General features: G+C 69.0%; 15 protein-coding genes and 2 pseudogenes. 6 read left to right on the top strand and 11 right to left on the bottom strand.

Annotated features, from left to right (window positions below; genetic code table 11):
* Positions 1–36 precede the first annotated feature (36 nt).
* Together ACZ3IL_RS01810 and ACZ3IL_RS01815 are read left to right on the top strand one after the other, a co-directional pair.
* The gene (locus ACZ3IL_RS01810; protein WP_467385590.1) at positions 37–906 is read left to right on the top strand and encodes a DUF4097 family beta strand repeat-containing protein; all 870 of its coding nucleotides are present in this window, start codon (positions 37–39) and stop codon (positions 904–906) included.
* 1 nt (position 907) lies between these two features.
* Positions 908–1,861 carry a PadR family transcriptional regulator gene (locus ACZ3IL_RS01815; RefSeq protein ID WP_467385591.1) on the top strand — a complete coding sequence of 318 codons (954 nt, stop codon included), beginning with the start codon at positions 908–910 and terminating at the stop codon, positions 1,859–1,861.
* A 21-nt stretch (positions 1,862–1,882) separates the two neighbouring features.
* Here the strand turns inward: ACZ3IL_RS01815 and ACZ3IL_RS01820 are convergent, their stop codons facing one another.
* The 3 genes from ACZ3IL_RS01820 to ACZ3IL_RS01830 all read right to left on the bottom strand — a co-directional run bounded on the left by ACZ3IL_RS01820 (position 1,883) and on the right by ACZ3IL_RS01830 (position 5,935).
* Positions 1,883–3,166 carry a cellulase family glycosylhydrolase gene (locus ACZ3IL_RS01820; RefSeq protein WP_467386765.1) on the bottom strand — a complete coding sequence of 428 codons (1,284 nt, stop codon included), beginning with the start codon at positions 3,164–3,166 and terminating at the stop codon, positions 1,883–1,885.
* 306 nt (positions 3,167–3,472) lie between these two features.
* Positions 3,473–4,438 carry a zinc-binding dehydrogenase gene (locus ACZ3IL_RS01825; RefSeq protein WP_467385592.1) on the bottom strand — a complete coding sequence of 322 codons (966 nt, stop codon included), beginning with the start codon at positions 4,436–4,438 and terminating at the stop codon, positions 3,473–3,475.
* Between the two features lie 285 nt (positions 4,439–4,723).
* Positions 4,724–5,935 (bottom strand): NAD(P)-dependent malic enzyme, encoded by a 1,212-nt coding sequence (locus tag ACZ3IL_RS01830; RefSeq protein WP_467385593.1) that lies wholly within the window; start codon positions 5,933–5,935, stop codon positions 4,724–4,726.
* A gap of 536 nt (positions 5,936–6,471) precedes the next feature.
* On the opposite strand from ACZ3IL_RS01830, the gene ACZ3IL_RS01835 reads away from it, so the two are divergent.
* Genes ACZ3IL_RS01835 through ACZ3IL_RS01845 form a run of 3 tightly spaced genes read left to right on the top strand, consistent with a single transcriptional unit; the run spans position 6,472 to position 9,188 of the window.
* Positions 6,472–7,431 (top strand): ABC transporter substrate-binding protein, encoded by a 960-nt coding sequence (locus tag ACZ3IL_RS01835; RefSeq protein WP_467385594.1) that lies wholly within the window; start codon positions 6,472–6,474, stop codon positions 7,429–7,431.
* A gap of 45 nt (positions 7,432–7,476) precedes the next feature.
* Positions 7,477–8,424: an amino acid ABC transporter permease gene (locus ACZ3IL_RS01840; protein ID WP_467385595.1), complete on the top strand. Its 948-nt coding sequence runs from the start codon at positions 7,477–7,479 to the stop codon at positions 8,422–8,424.
* Positions 8,421–9,188 (top strand): amino acid ABC transporter ATP-binding protein, encoded by a 768-nt coding sequence (locus ACZ3IL_RS01845; RefSeq protein WP_467385596.1) that lies wholly within the window; start codon positions 8,421–8,423, stop codon positions 9,186–9,188. Before ACZ3IL_RS01840 ends, ACZ3IL_RS01845 begins: the two co-directional genes overlap by 4 nt.
* Positions 9,189–9,314: 126 nt before the next feature.
* Here ACZ3IL_RS01845 and ACZ3IL_RS01850 read toward each other — a convergent pair.
* The 3 genes and pseudogenes from ACZ3IL_RS01850 to ACZ3IL_RS01860 all read right to left on the bottom strand — a co-directional run.
* A pseudogene (locus ACZ3IL_RS01850) lies at positions 9,315–9,719 on the bottom strand (SAM-dependent methyltransferase); the annotation flags it as partial.
* 105 nt (positions 9,720–9,824) lie between these two features.
* Positions 9,825–10,652, bottom strand: a complete 828-nt coding sequence (locus ACZ3IL_RS01855) for a protein kinase family protein (RefSeq protein WP_467385597.1) — start codon at positions 10,650–10,652, stop codon at positions 9,825–9,827.
* Positions 10,653–10,727: 75 nt separating this feature from the next.
* Entirely contained in the window at positions 10,728–11,171 is a 444-nt protein-coding gene (locus ACZ3IL_RS01860; RefSeq protein ID WP_467385598.1) for a glycine-rich domain-containing protein, read from the bottom strand.
* Between the two features lie 552 nt (positions 11,172–11,723).
* Between ACZ3IL_RS01860 and ACZ3IL_RS01865 the strand changes: the two genes are divergently transcribed.
* On the top strand, positions 11,724–13,064 hold the full coding sequence (locus ACZ3IL_RS01865; protein ID WP_467385599.1) for a tetratricopeptide repeat protein: 1,341 nt from the start codon (positions 11,724–11,726) through the stop codon (positions 13,062–13,064).
* Between the two features lie 69 nt (positions 13,065–13,133).
* Here the strand turns inward: ACZ3IL_RS01865 and ACZ3IL_RS01870 are convergent, their stop codons facing one another.
* From ACZ3IL_RS01870 to ACZ3IL_RS01890, 5 genes and pseudogenes are all read right to left on the bottom strand, one after another.
* Positions 13,134–14,069, bottom strand: a complete 936-nt coding sequence (locus ACZ3IL_RS01870) for a major capsid protein (protein WP_467385600.1) — start codon at positions 14,067–14,069, stop codon at positions 13,134–13,136.
* Between the two features lie 813 nt (positions 14,070–14,882).
* A complete protein-coding gene (locus ACZ3IL_RS01875) occupies positions 14,883–15,221 on the bottom strand; it encodes an HNH endonuclease (protein ID WP_467385601.1) in 339 nt (112 codons plus the stop codon).
* A 499-nt stretch (positions 15,222–15,720) separates the two neighbouring features.
* On the bottom strand, positions 15,721–16,134 hold the full coding sequence (locus ACZ3IL_RS01880) for a hypothetical protein (protein ID WP_467385602.1): 414 nt from the start codon (positions 16,132–16,134) through the stop codon (positions 15,721–15,723).
* Positions 16,135–16,408: 274 nt separating this feature from the next.
* Positions 16,409–17,989, bottom strand: coding sequence for a recombinase family protein (locus ACZ3IL_RS01885; RefSeq protein WP_467385603.1), 1,581 nt, complete (start codon positions 17,987–17,989; stop codon positions 16,409–16,411).
* Between the two features lie 49 nt (positions 17,990–18,038).
* Positions 18,039–18,398: pseudogene (locus ACZ3IL_RS01890) on the bottom strand (class I SAM-dependent methyltransferase); the annotation flags it as partial.
* Positions 18,399–18,483 lie beyond the last annotated feature (85 nt).

Consider the following 18,483-nt stretch of genomic DNA (forward strand, 5'->3'; position numbering starts at 1 on the left):
CGATATGTCGCACCGCCGACACGGGAGGTCAGCACCATGACAGAGTGGTCCGTCACCGAGCCGACGAAACTGACCCCTACCGGCCCCGTGAAGCGCCTGCGGGTCCGCATCGTCAACGGCGCGGTGAACGTGGTGGGGACGGACGAGGACTCCACCCGCGTGGAGATCTCGGAGATCGAGGGCCCGCCGCTGATCGTGACGCAGGACGGCTCCACCCTGACCGTGAGCTACGAGGACCTCCAGTGGAAGAGCATCCTCAAGTGGCTCGACCGCAAGGAGCACCGGCGCCGGGCCGTCGTCTCCGTCGCCGTCCCCGCGGGGGTCGACGTCGAGGTGGGCGTGGTCGGCGCCGAGGCGGTCGTCTCCGGCGTCGGAGGACGTACGGAGGTGCGGGGCGTCACCGGCGACACCACCCTCCTCGGGCTCTCCGGCCCGGTCCGCGCCGAGAGCGTCTCGGGGAACCTGGAGGCGCAGTCGGTCACGGGCTCCCTGCGGGTCAACTCCGTGACCGGGGACGTGACGGTGATCGAGGGCTCCGGCGGCTCCGTGAGGGCCGAGACGGTCAGCGGCGACATGGTGGTCGACCTCGACACGGCCGGGACCGACGGGCCGCCCGCCGACATCCGGCTCACCAGCGTCTCCGGCGAGGTCGCCGTCCGGCTTCCGCACCCGGCCGACGCCCGCGTCGAGGCGAGCACCACGAGCGGCTCCGTGTCGAACGCCTTCGAGGACCTGCGCGTGGGGGGCCAGTGGGGGGCCAAGACCGTCACCGGCACCCTCGGTTCGGGCCGGGGCACGCTCAAGGCCACCACCCTGTCCGGTTCCATCGCCCTGCTCCGCCGTCCCGAGGCGGACGAGGACGCCGCCCCCGCCTCCGCCTCCTCCCCGTCCGGAAAGGTGCTCTGACATGCCGCCCGTCTTCGCCCACGGCCGCCTGCGCCTCTACCTGCTCAAACTGCTCGACGAGGCGCCCCGCCACGGCTACGAGGTGATCAGGCTCCTGGAGGAACGCTTCCAGGGCCTGTACGCCCCCTCGGCCGGCACGGTCTATCCGCGCCTGGCCAAGCTGGAGGCCGAGGGCCTCGTCACCCACGCCAGCGAGGGGGGCCGGAAGGTCTACTCGATCACCGACGCCGGCCGCGCCGAACTGGCCGGACGCGGCGCCGAACTGGACGACCTGGAGCGGGAGATCCGCGAGTCGGTCTCGGAGCTGGCGGCGGAGATACGCGACGACGTGCGGGGCGCGGCCGGCCGGGTCCGCAGCGAGATGCGCGCGGCGGCGGGCCGGACCCGGACGGCCGAGGCCTCCTCGTTCGCCGACGCCAAGGAGGAGCTGCACCGGATCAAGCAGGAGTGGAAGCGGCAGGCCCGCGAGGCCCACGAGGAGGCCCAGTCCGCGCGCCGCCAGGCGAAGGAGTTCCAGCGGATCGCCCAGCAGGTCCAGAAGGAGGTCCAGGAGCGCTTCTCGCGGGGCGACTGGCCCACGGGGGTCTGGGAGGGCGTCTCCGGCATCACGGCCCAGCTCGGCGATCTGGTGAACGGCACGGCCCACCCCAAAGCCAGGGCGGCGAGGAGCGCCGCGCCGGAGCCGCCGTCCACGACGGCCCCGGCCGGCGCCTCCGCCGGCGTCTCCGCCGACGGCCCGGCCGGCGAGGTGCCGGAGTGGGCGCGGGACACGGAGGGCTCCGGTGACCCGGTCCGCGACCTCGACCGGCTCCTCGACCGCTTCCGCGACGAGATCCGGGACGCGGCCCGCGACCACGGGGTGACCCGGGAGCAGCTGACCGAGACCCGCCACCACCTCTCGGCGGCGGCGGTCCGGATCACGGGCCTGCTGCGTCCCGGGGCGGAGAAGAAGTGAGAGGACCGGCCGGACCCCGGGTCAGCGCCGGGTGACCGTGACCGTCACCCGGGCGCCCGGGGCCGCGAGGACCCGGGCCCTGCCCCGGTCCTGGCGGAGGACGAGGGCCGCGCCCCGGGCCGTCACCCGCCAGTCGCCGGGCGGCAGGGAGAGTTCGGTGACCCGGGAGCCGCGCGGCCCGGCGGCGTCGTACGACAGGCGGTAGACCCCGGCCTCCCGGTCGTACGCGGTGGAGCGGACGCGGCCCGCGACCGCCTCGGCGTACGGCTCGGCGGTCAGCTCCTTGTTGGTGCGGAAGGCCCCGGTGCCGTCGACGGCGCAGTAGCCGCCGCCGTAACACCACACGTAGCCCGCCCAGCCGGAGCCGTACCGGCCGAGGGAGGACATCGCCTCGCGGTAGAAGCGGTTCATGTTCGGCAGGGTGTTGTTGAGCGGGCCCCACTCCCCCACCACCACGGGCACGCCGTACTCCGCGGGGTACTGGGTGACGGCCCGCTCGTAGCTCTCGATCCATCCGGCGGCGGGGTCGTAGTCGGCACCCGCCTCCATGCCGGTGTTGTAGAAGTGCGGGGCGTAGACGACCTTAGGGTCGTGGATCCGGCCGAGTCCGGTGGGCACGCCCTCGCCCACGATCGGGGTCGGTTCGACGAAGATCCAGGCGTCGCGGTCGACCGGGCGGACGGCGTCGGCGAGCCGGTTGTACAGGGGGGTGAGCTGGTCCCGTTCGATGCGCCGGGCCGCCGTCGCCAGGTCCTCGCCCTCCCGGATCTCCCCCATCGGCTCGTTGATCAGGTCGTAGCCGAGGACGGCAGGGTGGTCATCGAAGCGGTCGGCGAGCAGCCGCCACATGCGGGCCTGGGCGCGCCGGAGGTCCTCGTCCTCGTACAGGTGGGTGAAGGCCCGCTGGACGGCGGGCTCGAAGTACTCGGCGAACCAGTCGTCCGGGTGCGGGGTGAAGGGCAGGCCGTCGGTCCTGGTCGCCCAGGCGGGAACGCCCCGGTGGCCGAACGCGGGCCCGAAGACGTCCTGGTGGGCGTCGACGAGGACCTTGACGTCGTGCTTCTCGGCCCAGTCCAGGATCCGCCCGATCTTCCGCAGGTAGTCCTGGCTGTACCGGCCGGGCCGGGGTTCCAGGTCGTCCCAGAAGACCAGGAGACGGGCGAAGTTGAAGCCCTTGGCCCGCATGTCGCGGAAGTGCTTCTCGGTGACGGCGGAGAGGGCGGCGTCTCCTCGGTTCGCCTTGTCCTCGACGTTCCAGCCGCGCAGGGTGAGGACGCGGCCACGGTCGTCGGTGAGGGCGGGTATTCCGCCCGCCGGCGCCCCCGCGGGGCCCCCGGCCCGGGCGGTGGCCGCGGTCGCGCCGGCACCGGCGACCCCACGGGCGCCGGTGGCGCCGGGGACGTCGGCACGGGCGGTGGCCGGGACGAGCAGGGCGGCGAGGACGGCGCCCGCCGCCAGGACCGAACGGCGGACGGGGAGCGCCCGGCGCGAGGGGCGCCGGGAGGACGGGGGACGGGGGGAACGCGCGGGAACCACGGGGAGCACGGGAAACCTCCGGCACGACGGTGTGTTCGCAGTGCCGGAGATCCCATCAGTCGCCCTGACGGCCCATCAAGAGGTCGTGAGCACGATCTTTCCGAAGAGTTCGCCGGAGGCCATCTTCTCGAAGCCCTCCCGCGCCCGGTCCAGCGGCAGGACCTCGTCGATCACCGGCCGGACGCCGGTGGCCGCGCAGAAGGACAGCAGGTCCTCCAGCTCGTCCTTGGAGCCCATCGTGGAGCCGACGACCTTCAGCTCCAGGAAGAAGATCCGGGTCAGCTCGGCGTGCGGGGGACGGTCCCCGCTCGTGGCGCCCGAGATGACGAGCGTGCCGCCCGGCCGCAGCGACTTGACCGAGTGCGACCAGGTCGCGGCGCCGACGGTCTCGATGACCGCGTCCACCCGCCGGGGAAGCCTCGCGCCCGGCTCGTACGCCTCGACGGCGCCCAGCTCGACGGCCCGCCTGCGCTTCGCCTCGTCGCGGCTGGTGGCGAAGACCCGCAGGCCGGCCGCCTTGCCGAGGACGATCGCGGCGGTGGCCACGCCCCCGCCCGCGCCCTGCACGAGGACCGAGTCCCCGGGCCGTACGCCGGCGTTGGTGAAGAGCATGCGGTAGGCGGTCAGCCAGGCGGTGGGCAGGCAGGCGGCCTCCTCGAAGGAGAGCTGCGCGGGCTTGGGCAGCACGTTCCAGCGGGGGACGGTCACCTGCTCGGCGAAGGTGCCCTGGTAGCGCTCGGTGAGGATGGACCGGGGCTCGTCCGGGCCGACACCGTGACCCGTCTGGCCGATCACGGAGTGCAGGACGACCTCGTTGCCGTCCTCGTCGACGCCCGAGGCGTCGCAGCCGAGGATCATCGGCAGCCTCTCCTCGGGCAGTCCCACCCCGCGCAGCGACCACAGGTCGTGGTGGTTGAGCGAGGCGGCCCTGACGGTGACGGTGGTCCATCCGTCCCGTGCGCCGGGCGCGGGGCGTTCGCCCAACTCGAGGCCGTTCAGCGGCTGGTCACGATCGATTCGGGCAGCATAGGCAGCGAACATGGCCCCGACCCTAGGGGGCCTCGGGCCGGCGGGGGAACCGCACTCCGGTGTGACCCGTGTCGCCCGTCCGCCCCGGACACCGGCCCGGTCCGGCCCCTCGGGAACCCGGGCGGCCGGACGGTCCGCACCCGGACGGCGCGCGTCCGGGGCCCCGGTGGCCACCCGGACGGCCGCGTACCACGCACCAGCCCGGGACGGGGCCCCGTACACCCGGAAGGGCCCCGCCCCCGGTCCGCGAACGGATCGGGGGCGGGGCCCTTCCGGCGTGCCGGTGCCGGGACCGCGTCAGCGGCGGGCGACGCCCTCGGCGCGGGCGGCGGCGGCCACCGCGGCCGCGACGGCCGGGGCGACCCGCTCGTCGAACGGCGACGGGATCACGCAGTCGGCGGCGAGCCGGTCGGCGACCACGTCCGCGATCGCGTCGGCCGCGGCGATCTTCATGCCCTCGGTGATCCGGGAGGCCCGGACCTGGAGCGCCCCGGCGAAGATGCCCGGGAAGGCGAGGACGTTGTTGATCTGGTTCGGGTAGTCCGAACGGCCGGTCGCCACGACGGCCGCGTACTTGTGCGCGACGTCGGGGTGGACCTCGGGGTTCGGGTTGGCCATCGCGAACACGAAGGAGTTCGGCGCCATGGCGGCGACCGCGGCCTCGGGGACCGTGCCGCCGGAGACGCCGATGAAGACGTCGGCGCCGGCGAGGGCACTCTCCAGGGAGCCGGTCAGGCCGGCCTTGTTGGTGAGCTCGGCCAGCTCGCGCTTGACGTCCGTGAGGTCCTCGCGGTCGCGGCTGACGATGCCCTTGCGGTCGGCGACGGCGACGTCACCGAGGCCGGCCTCCAGGAGGAACTTGGCGATGGCGACCCCGGCCGCGCCGGCGCCGGAGATGACGGCGCGCAGGTCGCCGAGGGTCCGGCCGGTCAGCTTCGCCGCGTTGCGCAGGGCGGCGAGGGTGACGATGGCGGTGCCGTGCTGGTCGTCGTGGAAGACGGGGATGTCGAGGCGCTCCTGGAGCTTGCGCTCGATCTCGAAGCACCGCGGGGCCGAGATGTCCTCCAGGTTCACTCCGCCGAAGGACGGGGCGAGCCGGACGACGGTCTCGACGATCTCGTCGGTGTCGGTGGTGGCGAGGGCGAGCGGGACCGCGTCCACGCCGCCGAACTGCTTGAAGAGGATGGCCTTCCCCTCCATGACCGGGAGGGAGGCCTCCGGGCCGATGTCGCCGAGGCCGAGCACCGCCGTGCCGTCGGTCACGACCGCGACGACCTGGGACTTCCAGGTGTAGTCGTTGACCAGCTCGGGCTGCTCGGCGATCGCGGTGCACACCTTGGCGACGCCGGGCGTGTACGCGAGGGACAGGTCGTCCCTGTCCCGCAGGGGGACGGTGGCCTGCACGGCCATCTTGCCGCCCCGGTGGAGGGCGAAGACAGGATCGAAGGGCTCCTCGGGAGCTCCTTCCGTACCGCTGTCATTGCGAGGATTGACGATCTCCGCTGCCATTGGGTTGACCCCTTAAGTCTGTTTCATTTGAGGGTGGCCGCTCCCGGTTGAGGAGGGGTGGGGAGGCACCGCGGCCGCCTTGTCGGGCAGCCGCTCGGGCACGCCGCACAACGCGCCCTGAGCCCCGGATGAGGGGTGTAAGGGTCCTTCTTACCGGACGGACGGCACCGCAGACGAGTCCATGACCGCTCGGTGACGCGACTCATACCGAGCGCATCCGGACGGGGACGGAGAGCGACACGTCACATGATGTCCCGATAGATGCGCTCCCTCTCCGATTGGCACCCTTCTTCTCGCTCGAATGGTGAGACAAGGAGGAGATCCTTCGGCACCGGGAGGGATATACCGAAGAAGATCCGGCCCTGATGTACCGGCCTGTCGGGTTTCGGAAGTCACCCGTTATCCGATTTTGACATCCACGGCCGCCTTTTCGGAGCAGTCCGAATGGCAAGATGCCGTAATCGCACAAGGCCACGACACTCAAAGGTGAGTACGTGGCCGTCTGGCACCCCCTCACACGCCGGAGGAACCCGACCATGACCGCACGCTCCACGCGCTGTACGACCGCCGCCAAGACCCGCACCTCCCGTCTTGCCGCGGTCGCCGCCATCGCGGTCGCCGGCTCCATGCTGCTGACCGCCTGTGGCGACCAGACCGAGGGCGGCACGACGAAGGAGGGCGGCTCGCCCTCCAACGCGGCCCCGCTCTTCTCCAAGCTCCCGGCCGACATCCAGAAGGCCGGCGTGATCAAGGTCGGCACGGACGCCTCGTACGCCCCCATGGAGTTCACCGAGGGCGGCAAGATCGTCGGTGTCGACCCGGACCTGGCCCAGGCCCTCGGCAAGCAGCTGGGCGTCAGGTTCGAGTTCGCCTCGGGCACCTTCGACGGCCTGATCACCTCGCTCGACTCCGGCCGCCAGGACCTGGTCATGTCCTCCATGACCGACAACAAGAAGCGCCAGGAGGGCCTGGACGACAACGGGAAGAAGATCGGCAAGGGCGTCGACTTCGTCGACTACTTCAGCTCCGGCGTCTCCCTCCTGGTCAAGAAGGGCAACCCGCAGGGCGTCAACTCCCTCGACGACCTCTGCGGCAAGACCGTGGCCGTCCAGCGCGGCACGATCTACGAGGACACCTTCAAGGCGCAGGCCACCAAGTGCGGCGACAAGAAGCTGACCATCCAGGCCTTCGACAGCGACGCCGAGGCCCAGACCCGCGTCAAGGCGGGCGGCGCGGTCGCCGACCTGAACGACTACCCGGTCGCCGCGTACATCGCGAAGACCTCGGGCGGCGGCAAGGACTTCGAGGTCGTCGGCAGCCAGAGCGACGTCGGCCTCTTCGGCATCGGCGTCTCCAAGACGAAGCCCCAGCTGCGCGACGCGATCAAGGAAGCCCTCGACGCGATCATCAAGGACGGCTCCTACGCGGAGGTCCTGAAGAAGTGGGACGTCGAGGACAGCGCGGTCAAGTCGGCCACGATCAACGCCGGCAAGTGACCGCCCCGCTCCACTGGCTCCCCGCTCCACTGAAGGGCAGTCGTCATGACTGACAAGATCCGCAAGGTCCCGGCCGCCGCTCCGGCCGGGACCGGCGCCACGGGCGTCCCCTACGAGGCGATCAAGGCCGTTCCCGTACGGCACTACGGGCGCTGGGTCAGCGCCGTGGTGGTCGTCGTCCTCCTCGGCTGGCTCGCCTACGCCTTCTCCCAGGGCAACATCATCTGGGACACGGTGTGGGACAAGCTGTTCGACCCCTCGGTCCTCAGCGGCCTGTGGTCCACGGTCCTCATCAGCGTCGCCTCCATGGCGCTGGGACTCGTCCTCGGCGTCCTCTTCGCCGTGATGCGGCTCTCCAGGAACCCGGTCACCGGCGCGGTGGCCTGGCTCTACATCTGGTTCTTCCGCGGCACGCCGGTCTACGTGCAGCTGCTCGTCTGGTTCAACCTGTCGCTGATCTTCCAGTACATCGACCTCGGGCCGATCTACAAGAACGAGACCGTGGACGTCATGACGCCGTTCATGGTGGCCCTGCTCGGCCTCGGCCTGAACGAGGGCGCCTACATGGCGGAGATCGTCCGGGCCGGCATCCAGTCGGTGGACGAGGGCCAGACCGAGGCGGCGCACGCGCTGGGCATGTCCCAGGCGAAGACGATGCGCCGGGTCGTGCTGCCGCAGGCCATGCGGGTGATCGTGCCGCCGACGGGCAACGAGTTCATCAACATGCTCAAGACCTCGTCGCTGGTCTCGGCCGTGCAGTACACCGAGGTGCTGCGGGCCTCCTCGAACATCGGCAACACGGCCGGCGCCGTGATGGAGATGCTCTTCGTCGCCTCCCTCTGGTACCTGGCCCTGACCAGCGTGTTCAGCGTCGGCCAGTACTACCTGGAGCGCCGTTTCTCCCGCGGTTCCACGCGCAGCCTGCCGCCCACCCCCTGGCAGCGGGTCCGTGCGAACCTGACCACCTTCAAGCGATCGGCGGTGACCGGATGACCGGCGAGCCCATGGTCAAGGCCGAGGGCGTCCACAAGTCCTACGGCGCCGCCCACATCCTCCGCGGCATCGACCTGGAGGTGCGCAACGGCGAGGTCTTCTGTCTGGTCGGCCCGTCCGGCTCCGGCAAGTCGACCTTCCTGCGCTGCATCAACCACCTGGAGCGGATCGACGCCGGACGGCTCTCGGTCGACGGACAGCTGGTGGGGTACCGCCAGAAGGGCGACAAGCTCCACGAGCTGAAGGACAGCGAGGTCGCGCTCCAGCGCCGCGACATCGGCATGGTCTTCCAGCGCTTCAACCTCTTCCCGCACATGACGGCCCTGGCCAACGTCATGGAGGCGCCCCTCCAGGTGAAGGGCGAGTCGAAGGCGGTGGCGCGCGAGCGCGCCGAGCGCCTGCTCGACCGGGTCGGCCTGCGCGACAAGATGGGCAACTATCCCGCGCAGCTCTCCGGCGGCCAGCAGCAGCGCGTGGCCATCGCCCGCGCGCTGGCGATGGAGCCGAAGCTGATGCTCTTCGACGAGCCGACCTCGGCGCTCGACCCGGAGCTGGTGGGCGACGTCCTCGACGTCATGCGTGACCTGGCCGAGTCGGGCATGACGATGATCGTCGTCACGCACGAGATGGGCTTCGCCCGCGAGGTCGGCGACTCGCTGGTCTTCATGGACGGCGGCGTGGTGGTCGAGTCGGGCAACCCGCGCGACGTCCTGGGCAATCCGCAGCACGACCGGACGAAGGCGTTCCTGTCCAAGGTGCTGTGAGGCGCGCGGGGGCGCCTCCGCGGCGCCGCGGAGGCGCCCCGGTGTCCTGAGGCGCGCGGAGGTGTCCCGAGGCGCGCGGGAAGGGGCGGTACGGAAGGCTCCGTACCGCCCCTTCCCCGTACCCGGCTACTTCACGGCGAGGAGCAGGGTGTCGGAGGGCGAGGCCCAGACGGGCCGGGCCTCGCCGAAGCCGGCGGCGCGGAGGGCGTCGGCGTGCCAGCGCGGCGAGGGCGTGTCGCCGTCGGCGTGCTCGCCGTAGATCGCGAAGCGGCGGGCGGTGGGCCCGGCCAGGACGGGGTCCGCGGCGGCGAGGGCCCACCAGTCGGCCCAGTCGAGGACTCCGGCGGCCTTCTCGCGGTCCATCCGGGCGTGCCGCCGCGCGCGCTCGGCGGCGTTGATCCGGGGAGTGGTCTCGTCGGTCATGTGGTCGGCGTTCATGAAGACGCCGCCGTCGCGGACGAGCCCGGAGATCTGCCCGTAGAGGGCCGCGAGGGGTTCGCTGTGGAGCCAGTGGAGGGCGGTGGCGGTCAGGAACACCCTCTAAACACACACTCTAGCCAAGGAGCCTGTCCGGGCACAGCAGAGCCCCGTCCATGCCTTCTGGAGCAGGCTCGGACGGGACCTGTCGGCGGTCGCCTACAGAGCTGCGCTCAACCTTTCGCAGACCTCGGCGCTGGTGGGCCGGTCGGCGGGCGCATGGCTGAGCATGTGGAGGATGAGACCTCCCAGCGGTCCCCGGACACGCACGGGCCGGTGCGGACCCGCCACAATGGCACGCCTCTGCTCGTCCCGGGACGCGTCGTCCGGATAGGCCACGTGCCGCCACCCCGTTGCACTGATGAACAGCGCCGCCCCCAGCGCGTACACGTCCGCTTCCTGTGTCGGCGTGGCCGTTCCCGTATCCAACACGCTGGCTGAGATCTCCGGTGCTTCGTAGTGGACGAGACAGCCCCGGTACGGGAAGTCGTAGGCGCGGGGAACCCGTCCGCCGCTGGACAGCGCAAGATCGATCAGGAACGCGCCGCCCGCCTCCCCCACGAGGAAGTGTGCGGGTTGAACGTCCCCGTGCACCCACCCCCTGCCGTGCAGTCCCGACAGGGCGACAGCGCAGGACAGGGCTTCTCCGAGATCGGGTTGAGCCTCCCCCTTCCGGCAGGGTGCCCACCGGTCATAGAGGCTGTCCCCGCGTCGCCACGGCTGCGCGCCCCACGTGCCGTTTTCCCACTCCCCGCTGAAAATCCGCTCATGGGTGAGCTGACGCAGGACGGCCGCCTCACGGGCGGGGGCAAGCGCGGTCCATGCGTGCGTCCGGCTCGGATAGCCGACTTTCACCGCGTAGGGACCGGCCTCGGTCTCGACCTTCCACACGGACGATCCACGCCGGTTGAGCACCAGTTCGGCGGGGCCCGGATTCAGGAGTTGCAGCCCACCGGACGGCGGATCGTACGGACCTTCAAAGATCATGATTAGCCTTCCAACAGCGGGGCCGACCCTCGTAGTTGAGGGCCGACCCCTTCCTCTGTGTGGCCGAGCCGGCGGTTAAGCGGCCCGGTAGTCGCGCCCGCAGTCCGAGTCGCACTGTGCCGCGTTCTCGCCGTTCACGGTCCACAGGTCGTCCAGGACCATGAACCCGTTGGCCTTGATCGCGTGGGCGGTCGCCTGTACCTCCTCCAGGACCCGGCCTCCGCCGCCGGGGCGCGGGTTGTGCTCCAGGAACCGGCCCGCGTACTTGTCGCAGAACTCGCGGTAGTCGGCGGTGTGCAGGATGAACGAGTGAAGCGCGCCGTCCACGTCGTCGCTCGGGACCATCTTCACCGTGGCCGTGCCGACCGTGGCGAGGAACGCGAGTGCCTGATCCGTGGCGCGCTCCGCCTTGTCGCGGTCGTAGCCGAAGTGGGTCACGGTGAACTCGGCGATGCTGTCGAACAGGTCCGAGCTGACCAGCGCGCGGCCGGTCCGAAGGTCGTTCGCGGTTGCCGTCATGGCTGTGCCTCCTTGGTTGGGGTGAGCTGTTCCGCAGCGCTCCGAACGAGGACGGGAGCCGCACGCCATATGGCCGCCTCCCACTCCCGGGCCTCCCGCTCCGCGAGGATGCGCACCAATCCGGCGTCGATCTCCGCGCGCTGCTCGGGGGTGAACCTGGGACCGCCTCTCACATCCGCTCCCTTATCCGCTGGCTCGTGTTGGCCGTGACCACAGCGGCGCTCAGGGCGTCCGACTGGTACGCCTCCCGCAGGTTCGCCGGATCCGCCTCCCACTCCCGACCACCGTTCAGCGGGCGAAGTTGGTAGCGCGGTCCCACGTGGCCCATAACGCGGCCCACGCGGCCCGTGGAGACGTCCAGTACCGTTTCCCCCGCCTCCCAGTCCCGGGGGTGCTCACGTGCGCTCTCAGGGCTGCTCATGGCTGCACCTCTCGTGCTCGTTCGGCTGCTCACAGAAGGCAACCGCGTAACCACAGCCGAGAGGTACCGTTGCGACAGCACCAGGACTTAAGAGCTTTAAGCGGCCTGAAGACGCGGGGAGTTGATGACCGGTGACCAGTCCCAACGCGGCGCTTTCCCGACTGCACCGGGAAACCGGGTGGACGCTCCGCCAGTTCGCCCAAGAGGTCAACAAGCTGGGGACTGAGCAAGGAACGCCTCTCAAATACCGAGAGCCCTCGGTGCACCAGTGGCTCAACGGCCACATGCCGAAAGAGACCGTCCGCCCGTTGATCTTGGAAGCATTGGCCCGGAAACTCGGCAGACCTGTCACACGCAGCGAGGCGGGTTTCCCGGCCCCTCCCACCGAAGAGTCGAGCACCCTCCCCAGTACCGTGGAAGGACTGCTAGACCTGGGGAGGCAGGACATGGACCCATCGCGCCGGAGTGTGCTTGGAGTAGGTCTGTTCTCTGTCGCCCTCACCGTTCCCAACTGGCCGGACGTGATTGGCCGAATGGACGCCGTCCAAAAGGGTGAAACGCAGCGCATAGGAATGTCCGACGTTCAATCGGTCATCGCCATGACTGAACGACTCTCGGACATTGATGACCAGTTCGGCGGTCGAACGGCCCGGCCCATGGCAGCCGCCTATCTGGTCAATACCGTGGGACCTTATCTGCGCGCCGACGCGCCGGCAGATGTTCGCAAGGCGATGATGGCTGCCGCGTCGGATCTCGCATACCTCGCGGGGTACATGGCCGTGGACGAGGGTGTCCACGGAATGGCGCAGCACTATTACCTCAAGGCACTCGAACTCGCCGGGGCATCCGAGGATCATCTAACCTTTTGCACCACACTGCGCGGGATGAGCGTGCAAGCCGTAGACCTCAGACATGGGGCTGAGGCATTGCGACTTGCTGACGCTGCCGCCGCCGCTTCACCTCAGGCAGGCCCCCGAATGCGCGCGTTCCTCGCCGGACAGCAGGCCCACGCTGCTGCACAAGAAGGCAACAGGCGCATGGCCCTACAGCACATCCGGGAAGCAGAGACTGCGATGGAAAAGGCCGAGTCACAGTCGAAGACGTTCGGGTCCTACAACCCTTCATCGCTGGCCTATCACGTCGGCCAAGTACGTTACGAACTGGGAGACCTGGCCGGATCCATCCACTCACTGGAGGAATCAGATCGTCTTCGCCCTAGCACGTTTCGACGCACAAGCATTCGCTATCTATCCATGCTTGCCGAACGTCAACTAGAGATCGGACACTTGGAGGCGGCGTGCAAAACTTGGGGTCGCGTCCTGGAGATATACCCACTCGTCCAATCCGGGCAGTGCGACCGCAACATCACAGCCATGCATAGTCGGATTCGGCCTTACTTGAAGAACCATGCGGCAAGGGATCTGTTCGAGCAAGCCCGCTTGGTGACCCCAAGAAGGCTGATTCCCCAGTGAAACGAAAAAATCCCCGCACTCGCCACCCGGGGAAGGTAGCAAGCGCGGGGAAGTCTGCACATTGGCACATCAGCCGTTCAGTACGCCGGTGAGGCGTGCGGCTGCCTTGCCGCCGAAGAGTGCGATGCCACAGTAGAAGTCGATACGAGTTCGGTAGACCGGCTTGTCATGGGACTCGCCCAAATCGGTGACCTGAACGCCACCGTTGGTAAGTCCTGAGACACCGGCGTCCGCCTCGGTCGCACCAAAGCGGACAGCGTAGATGTCACCAGTCTCCGCACCACCGGCCCCGGTCGTCAGCGGCAGCACGTCCGTGCCGTCGAGACGCTGGCCGGCGTCCAGCAGCGGAATGCCGTTCCACATGACCGTGGGCTTTCCGCCGATGTCCGTGCTCAGCAGCTCACTGCCACCGAGCCGCCGGAAACCGGATGCGATCTTGGCACGCAGCGCGGCGTTCATGTAGAGCGCGCCATTCTTGCCGTCGATGCTACGCACCTGGCTCGTCAGGGTGTCGAGCAGATCGAAGAAGTCGTGCCCGTGGGTGACTGCGCCCTTGCCCTTGGCATCGATGACCTGGCGCCCAACCAGCCGCTTGCGCAGACCGTCGAACCCCTTCGGGTTCACCTCGACGTCTCCGTTGAAGAACTGGTCGGCGAAGTGGATAGAAGCGGCTTTTACCTTCATGTGGGTCTGAATCGCACGCTGATCGTTGAGGTTTCCGCGCGTCTGGACGATAAACTTGTCCACGTCCGCGTCGCCACCCAGAATGGCCAGGGTTTCAATGCGCTGGTTCAGCGTTCCGGTGCTCTCCGGGTACGCCTCGTTGATCGCACGGAAGGCCACACCGGGAAGGCTGGACTCCTCGTTGTACTTGAACGCGCTTCCCTCCACCTGAACAAGGGGAAGCCGGTCGAGAATCGACGACTCCTGAACGAACGTCTCAATTACGCCGCGCTGAAGCTGGTCAAGGGTGAGCTTGGCCGATTCGGCAAGAGTGAGAGTCAAGTAAATTCCTTCCATAATTGGTTAATCGATCAGCGCATGGCTCTCCACAGAAACGCTCAAATGAGCCATGCGAGTTCTTTGCCTCCCTGCCGTGCAATCAGGCGAGGGGCAGGGGGAGTCCCCCTGGTCGGTCAGAACGGCGGGCGCTCGGCCTCGCGCTGGGACCGGTGCTCGGCAGCGAACCCGCCGGGCTGATGCTTCGCCGTCTCCCGCGAGTGGCACGACGTGCACAGCGGACGGAGCCGAGACCACGCGTCCGGATCGGTCACGCCCCGAGACAGCAGCGAACGACGCGAGTCGGGGAAGTGGTCGGCCACCGTCGCCGGCCTGCCGCACAGCACGCACCACGGGTGGGCATAGAGGTAGCGGCGCCGGATGTTCGGCCACCGTCGCCCGTACGCACTCGTCCCCGGTGTCTCCCGCAGTGCGTTCGCCTCACGCTCGTGAGCGGCACACCGACCACCACGGGCCGTCAGTTCGGGGCACCCGGGTACCGAGCACGGGGGGCGGGGTCTACGGGGCATGCGACGAACCCCCTTGTTGATCTTCGGTGAGGTCTACTGCCCGGGAGCGAGTGGAAGTTTCACCGCGAGGGTTCACAGCGGTGAACCCGAGCCACGGAATGACTGGTGTCATGACTGCACGCCGCAACTGAGACGAAAGGCAGGCAGCCATGAACCCCATGACCGACATCCGCCCCGCGATCGAACTTCGCTTAGGTGGACTTCACTTGACTGTGCAGCGCATCCCCGGATGGCTCGTCGCTGTGGTTACAACAGTCGGCGGGGCAGCCGGAACGTGGTGGGCGCAGCGTTAAACCGCGCGCCCGAACTCCGTGCTCGTCTTGAACCGGTGGCACCCCCGGCACAAGACCTGAACGTTGCCGTCCGTGTCGGTCCCTCCCATCGCGAGGGGCCGCACGTGGTCCACGTCCACGTCCACCGTGGGGAAGTCGTTCAGGCACCAGTCACACCATGCGGTCCCCTTCCGCTCGATGACCCGGCGGAGCCGTGCCGCAGCGTCGTTCCGGGCCGCTCGGCGTCGTCCCCGTGCTCGACGCTGCCGGACGGCCGGACGGTCCTCGTACGCCCCGTGGTGGGTCTCGCAGCGGCCTCGATGGGTCGCGGGTGCCTGGCAGTCGGTACAGCGCATGTGCGCCCCCTCGATGTCGTCGGCCTGGTCGTCGTTCTCGGCGTGCCCACCCCCGGACTCGAACCGGGGAACTCTGCGGGTTTCCTCCGGGTCTCCCTCGCGGGGCCGGTACCGCGCACCTCTGCCGTTGGGTCAGTGGGCTTGGTCGTCCTCGCCGGCGGGGCCGGTCCGGACACGGTGGGGGATCACACGGACTTACGACCCCGTTCGGCGCCCCCGGTCAAGGGGCAGTTACTGGTGGGCGGTGTGATCCCCCGCGCTCTGCCTCACGACCACTGCGGCCACCCCGTGAGGGTGCGTACTGCACGGGCAGAGCATCGGAGAGGGCCGGGCACTCGGACCGCCCGTTCCGGGTCGGCGGGGTGCGCGGTAGTCCCGGCTTCCTCTCTCGGAAGTAGTAGGGACGGAGAGATTCCCGCACCCCCTCGGGGGGCGTCGTCCCGCGCCTTCACTTGCTTCCGGGACTAAGAGCTGTCCCGTTATCCCGTGAGGCTGAGGGTCAAACTGTGTCCGGGGCGGTACCAATGGCGCCGGCCGAGCGAAGCGAACGCCCGAGATCTCCGGTGAGGATGCGGGGGTGTCGCCGCCACCACCACAGGTCGGGGCCGGGGAGCCTGTGGAACTGGTCGAGTGCTATGCCGTCGTCGTCGATGGTCGCGGCCTTGTACCGCTCGTCCAGAGCTTTGATCTGCGGGGTCCAGAGCTGGACGACGTGTTCGTCCAGCAGGAGCCACGCCTCGTGCAGCCAGTTTCGGCAGTACAGGTCGTTGGTGTACTCGTGGATGTAGTCGCCGTAGCCGCGCTCGATGGCGCTCACCAGGGCGGCCCACGCGTTCACCCTTTCAGGGACCGTGAATGCCGTCCGCCAGCCGCGCTGATGCAGCAGCTCTCCGACCTCGGTTTCCGTAGCCACGGGTGGAGGTTCTCATGCCGAATCTGTCCGGGCGACTGAGATGTGTCCAGCCAGAGGCAGGAGGGCCCCTAGTAGGGACGGAGAGATTCCCGAGGGGCCGACCATGACGGCATGGCATTTTGGTGGCGCCTTCGGTATCTCTCTTATTTTTTGTGTTCGTACAAACAACAGTCCTAAATCACCATGTCGTCATGCTCCGCCCGCTGCGGGCAGCAGAAAGCCCCGGCGGTCCGTGAGGGACTACCGGGGCTTCGATGGGTAAGAACGTCAGGAATCAGAGGGCGTCCGGAGCATCCTCCAACTCAGCCAACGCAGCCGTCTCGGCGCGGTCTCGCGCCGTGCGCTGTTCTTTCGCCCTCTGCTCCGGGTCGAGCCCGGTCACCCTCACACGGTGCTTGGCACCACGCGGGTGCAGCGTCACCCGTACGTCGTACTCGTTCAGGATCTCCCTGCGGGCGACGTCGTCCGGGGCGGTCTTCCAGTCATCAGCAATCGTCCGCCCCAGGGGCATCCATCGCATCCCCGCCGGCCGTTCAGGGAGCCGCTTGAGAGCTTCGATCTCCCGCGTCATCCGGGCGTACTCGGTGCGGTACCACTCGGTGTCGCTCTCCGACTCGTACAGACCCGCCTGCCGGTCTCCACGGAGCCGCGTGCGGTCCGCTTCGATCTCGGCGATACGAGTGGCGTAGCCGGTGCCGGGGTCGAATTCCTTGCGCATCACCTGGTGGTCGCCGTACTCGGCCAGGAACCACACCGACACGTGCTCGTCCAGCATGGGGACGGACATGGTGGGGGCGGGCTTGCACCCGACGGACGATGGGATGCCACGTGTACGCGCCGTGCAGCCATAGGACGGGTTCTGTCCCGTCCGGGCCACCATGTAGAGCCTCTGACCGCACCCACCGCAGAACGCGATACCCGAGAGCAGACGCACCCCTTTCGGCGCCCGGGTTCCCGTCCACTTCGGAGCGGTCTTCCTGATCAGCGCGTCACGGGTGGCGTGGTCCCACAACGGATCGGCGATCCGCACCGCGTGCCCGTCCGGGCCGATCACGGGGCGCTCGTCGTGCATGAGGTAGCCCAAGGACGCTTCGCTGGTGAGCATCCGCTTGAGAGCCTTGGCGTTCCACAAGGTCCCCTTTGGCTTGCGTCCGTACATCACGGCGCGGTGGTCGGCAGGCGACAGCACGCCCGCGCGATTCAGGCGCGCGGCCTCGGTATGGACGGTCACCGTTCCGGTCTCGTCGGTGAGGATGCGTTCCGCGACGTCGCGGAGGATGAGGGAAGCCACGGGGTCCAGCTCCACCCGGTCGACGTTGCCCGTGGGAATGAGCCGCACGAACTGGTACCCGTACCGGTGCTTCTGCTTCGGCTGTCCAGCGCTGCGCGCCCGCTTCGTCTCGTCCCGGTTGCGCTTCTGGATCGCGCGAAGCTCCATCTGAGCGCCGAAGGACTCCATGGAGAGCCGCATCTCATCGGCGGGGTCGTCCAGGTTCCACGGCCCGTCGTGGCCGTAGGTAATCAACAGGCGACCCGATTCGTGGACCATGTACGCCGTGTTCAGTACATCCCGCTGGTTGCGCCCGATCCGGTCGACCGCCGAGCCGGCGATCCCGTCGTACGGGCCCATCTCGTCACGGAGCCACGGGCCGAGCTTCGGACGTGTGACGGGGTCGGTCGCACCCGATACCTCCCAGTCGTCCGCCCATGCGATGACGTGCCCGCCGATAGCCTCCACAGCGCTGAGCACCTGGCCGAGCTGCTTTTCCGGACTGTTGGTGGAGTCAGACTTGCGAGAGAGGCGACGCACCCCTAGCAGGCACTTACCGCACCCGTCGTACTCCGTCGTAATCATGCGATCCATCTTGCGCGAACTCCGCTTCCGCACGCATGTGCGTTTTGCGGGCGCTCCCGGTGAGGACCGCGTCGTACGAGTCGTACGGCAGGGCCGCGGTCCACCGCGGGTCCTTGAGGTCGGCGGTCACGAAGGTGACGCGCCGGTCGCCCGCGAAGTACCCCTCGGCGATGGCGAGGAGGGCGGGGTCGAGGTCGACACCGGTACAGGTCGCCTCCGGGAACCGCTTGAGGAGCCGATCCGTGATACTTCCCGTACCGCACGCGAGGTCGAGGACGCGGGGCTCCGGCCCCACCAGCGCCTCGACCATGTCGAGCATCACGCGGAACCGCTCCTCGCGGTCCGGCATGTACCACTCCTGCTGACGGTCCCAGCTCTGCTGCCAGGCCGCCCAGTCGGTTCCGGTCATCGCCGTGCCCTCCCCACTTCGTAATACCCTCGGAGGGGAGACAGCCGTTACCCCTCCTGCTCGTGACCCTAGCCCGCCGAAGTAA

Source organism: Streptomyces sp. NPDC014907 (genome assembly GCF_055562975.1).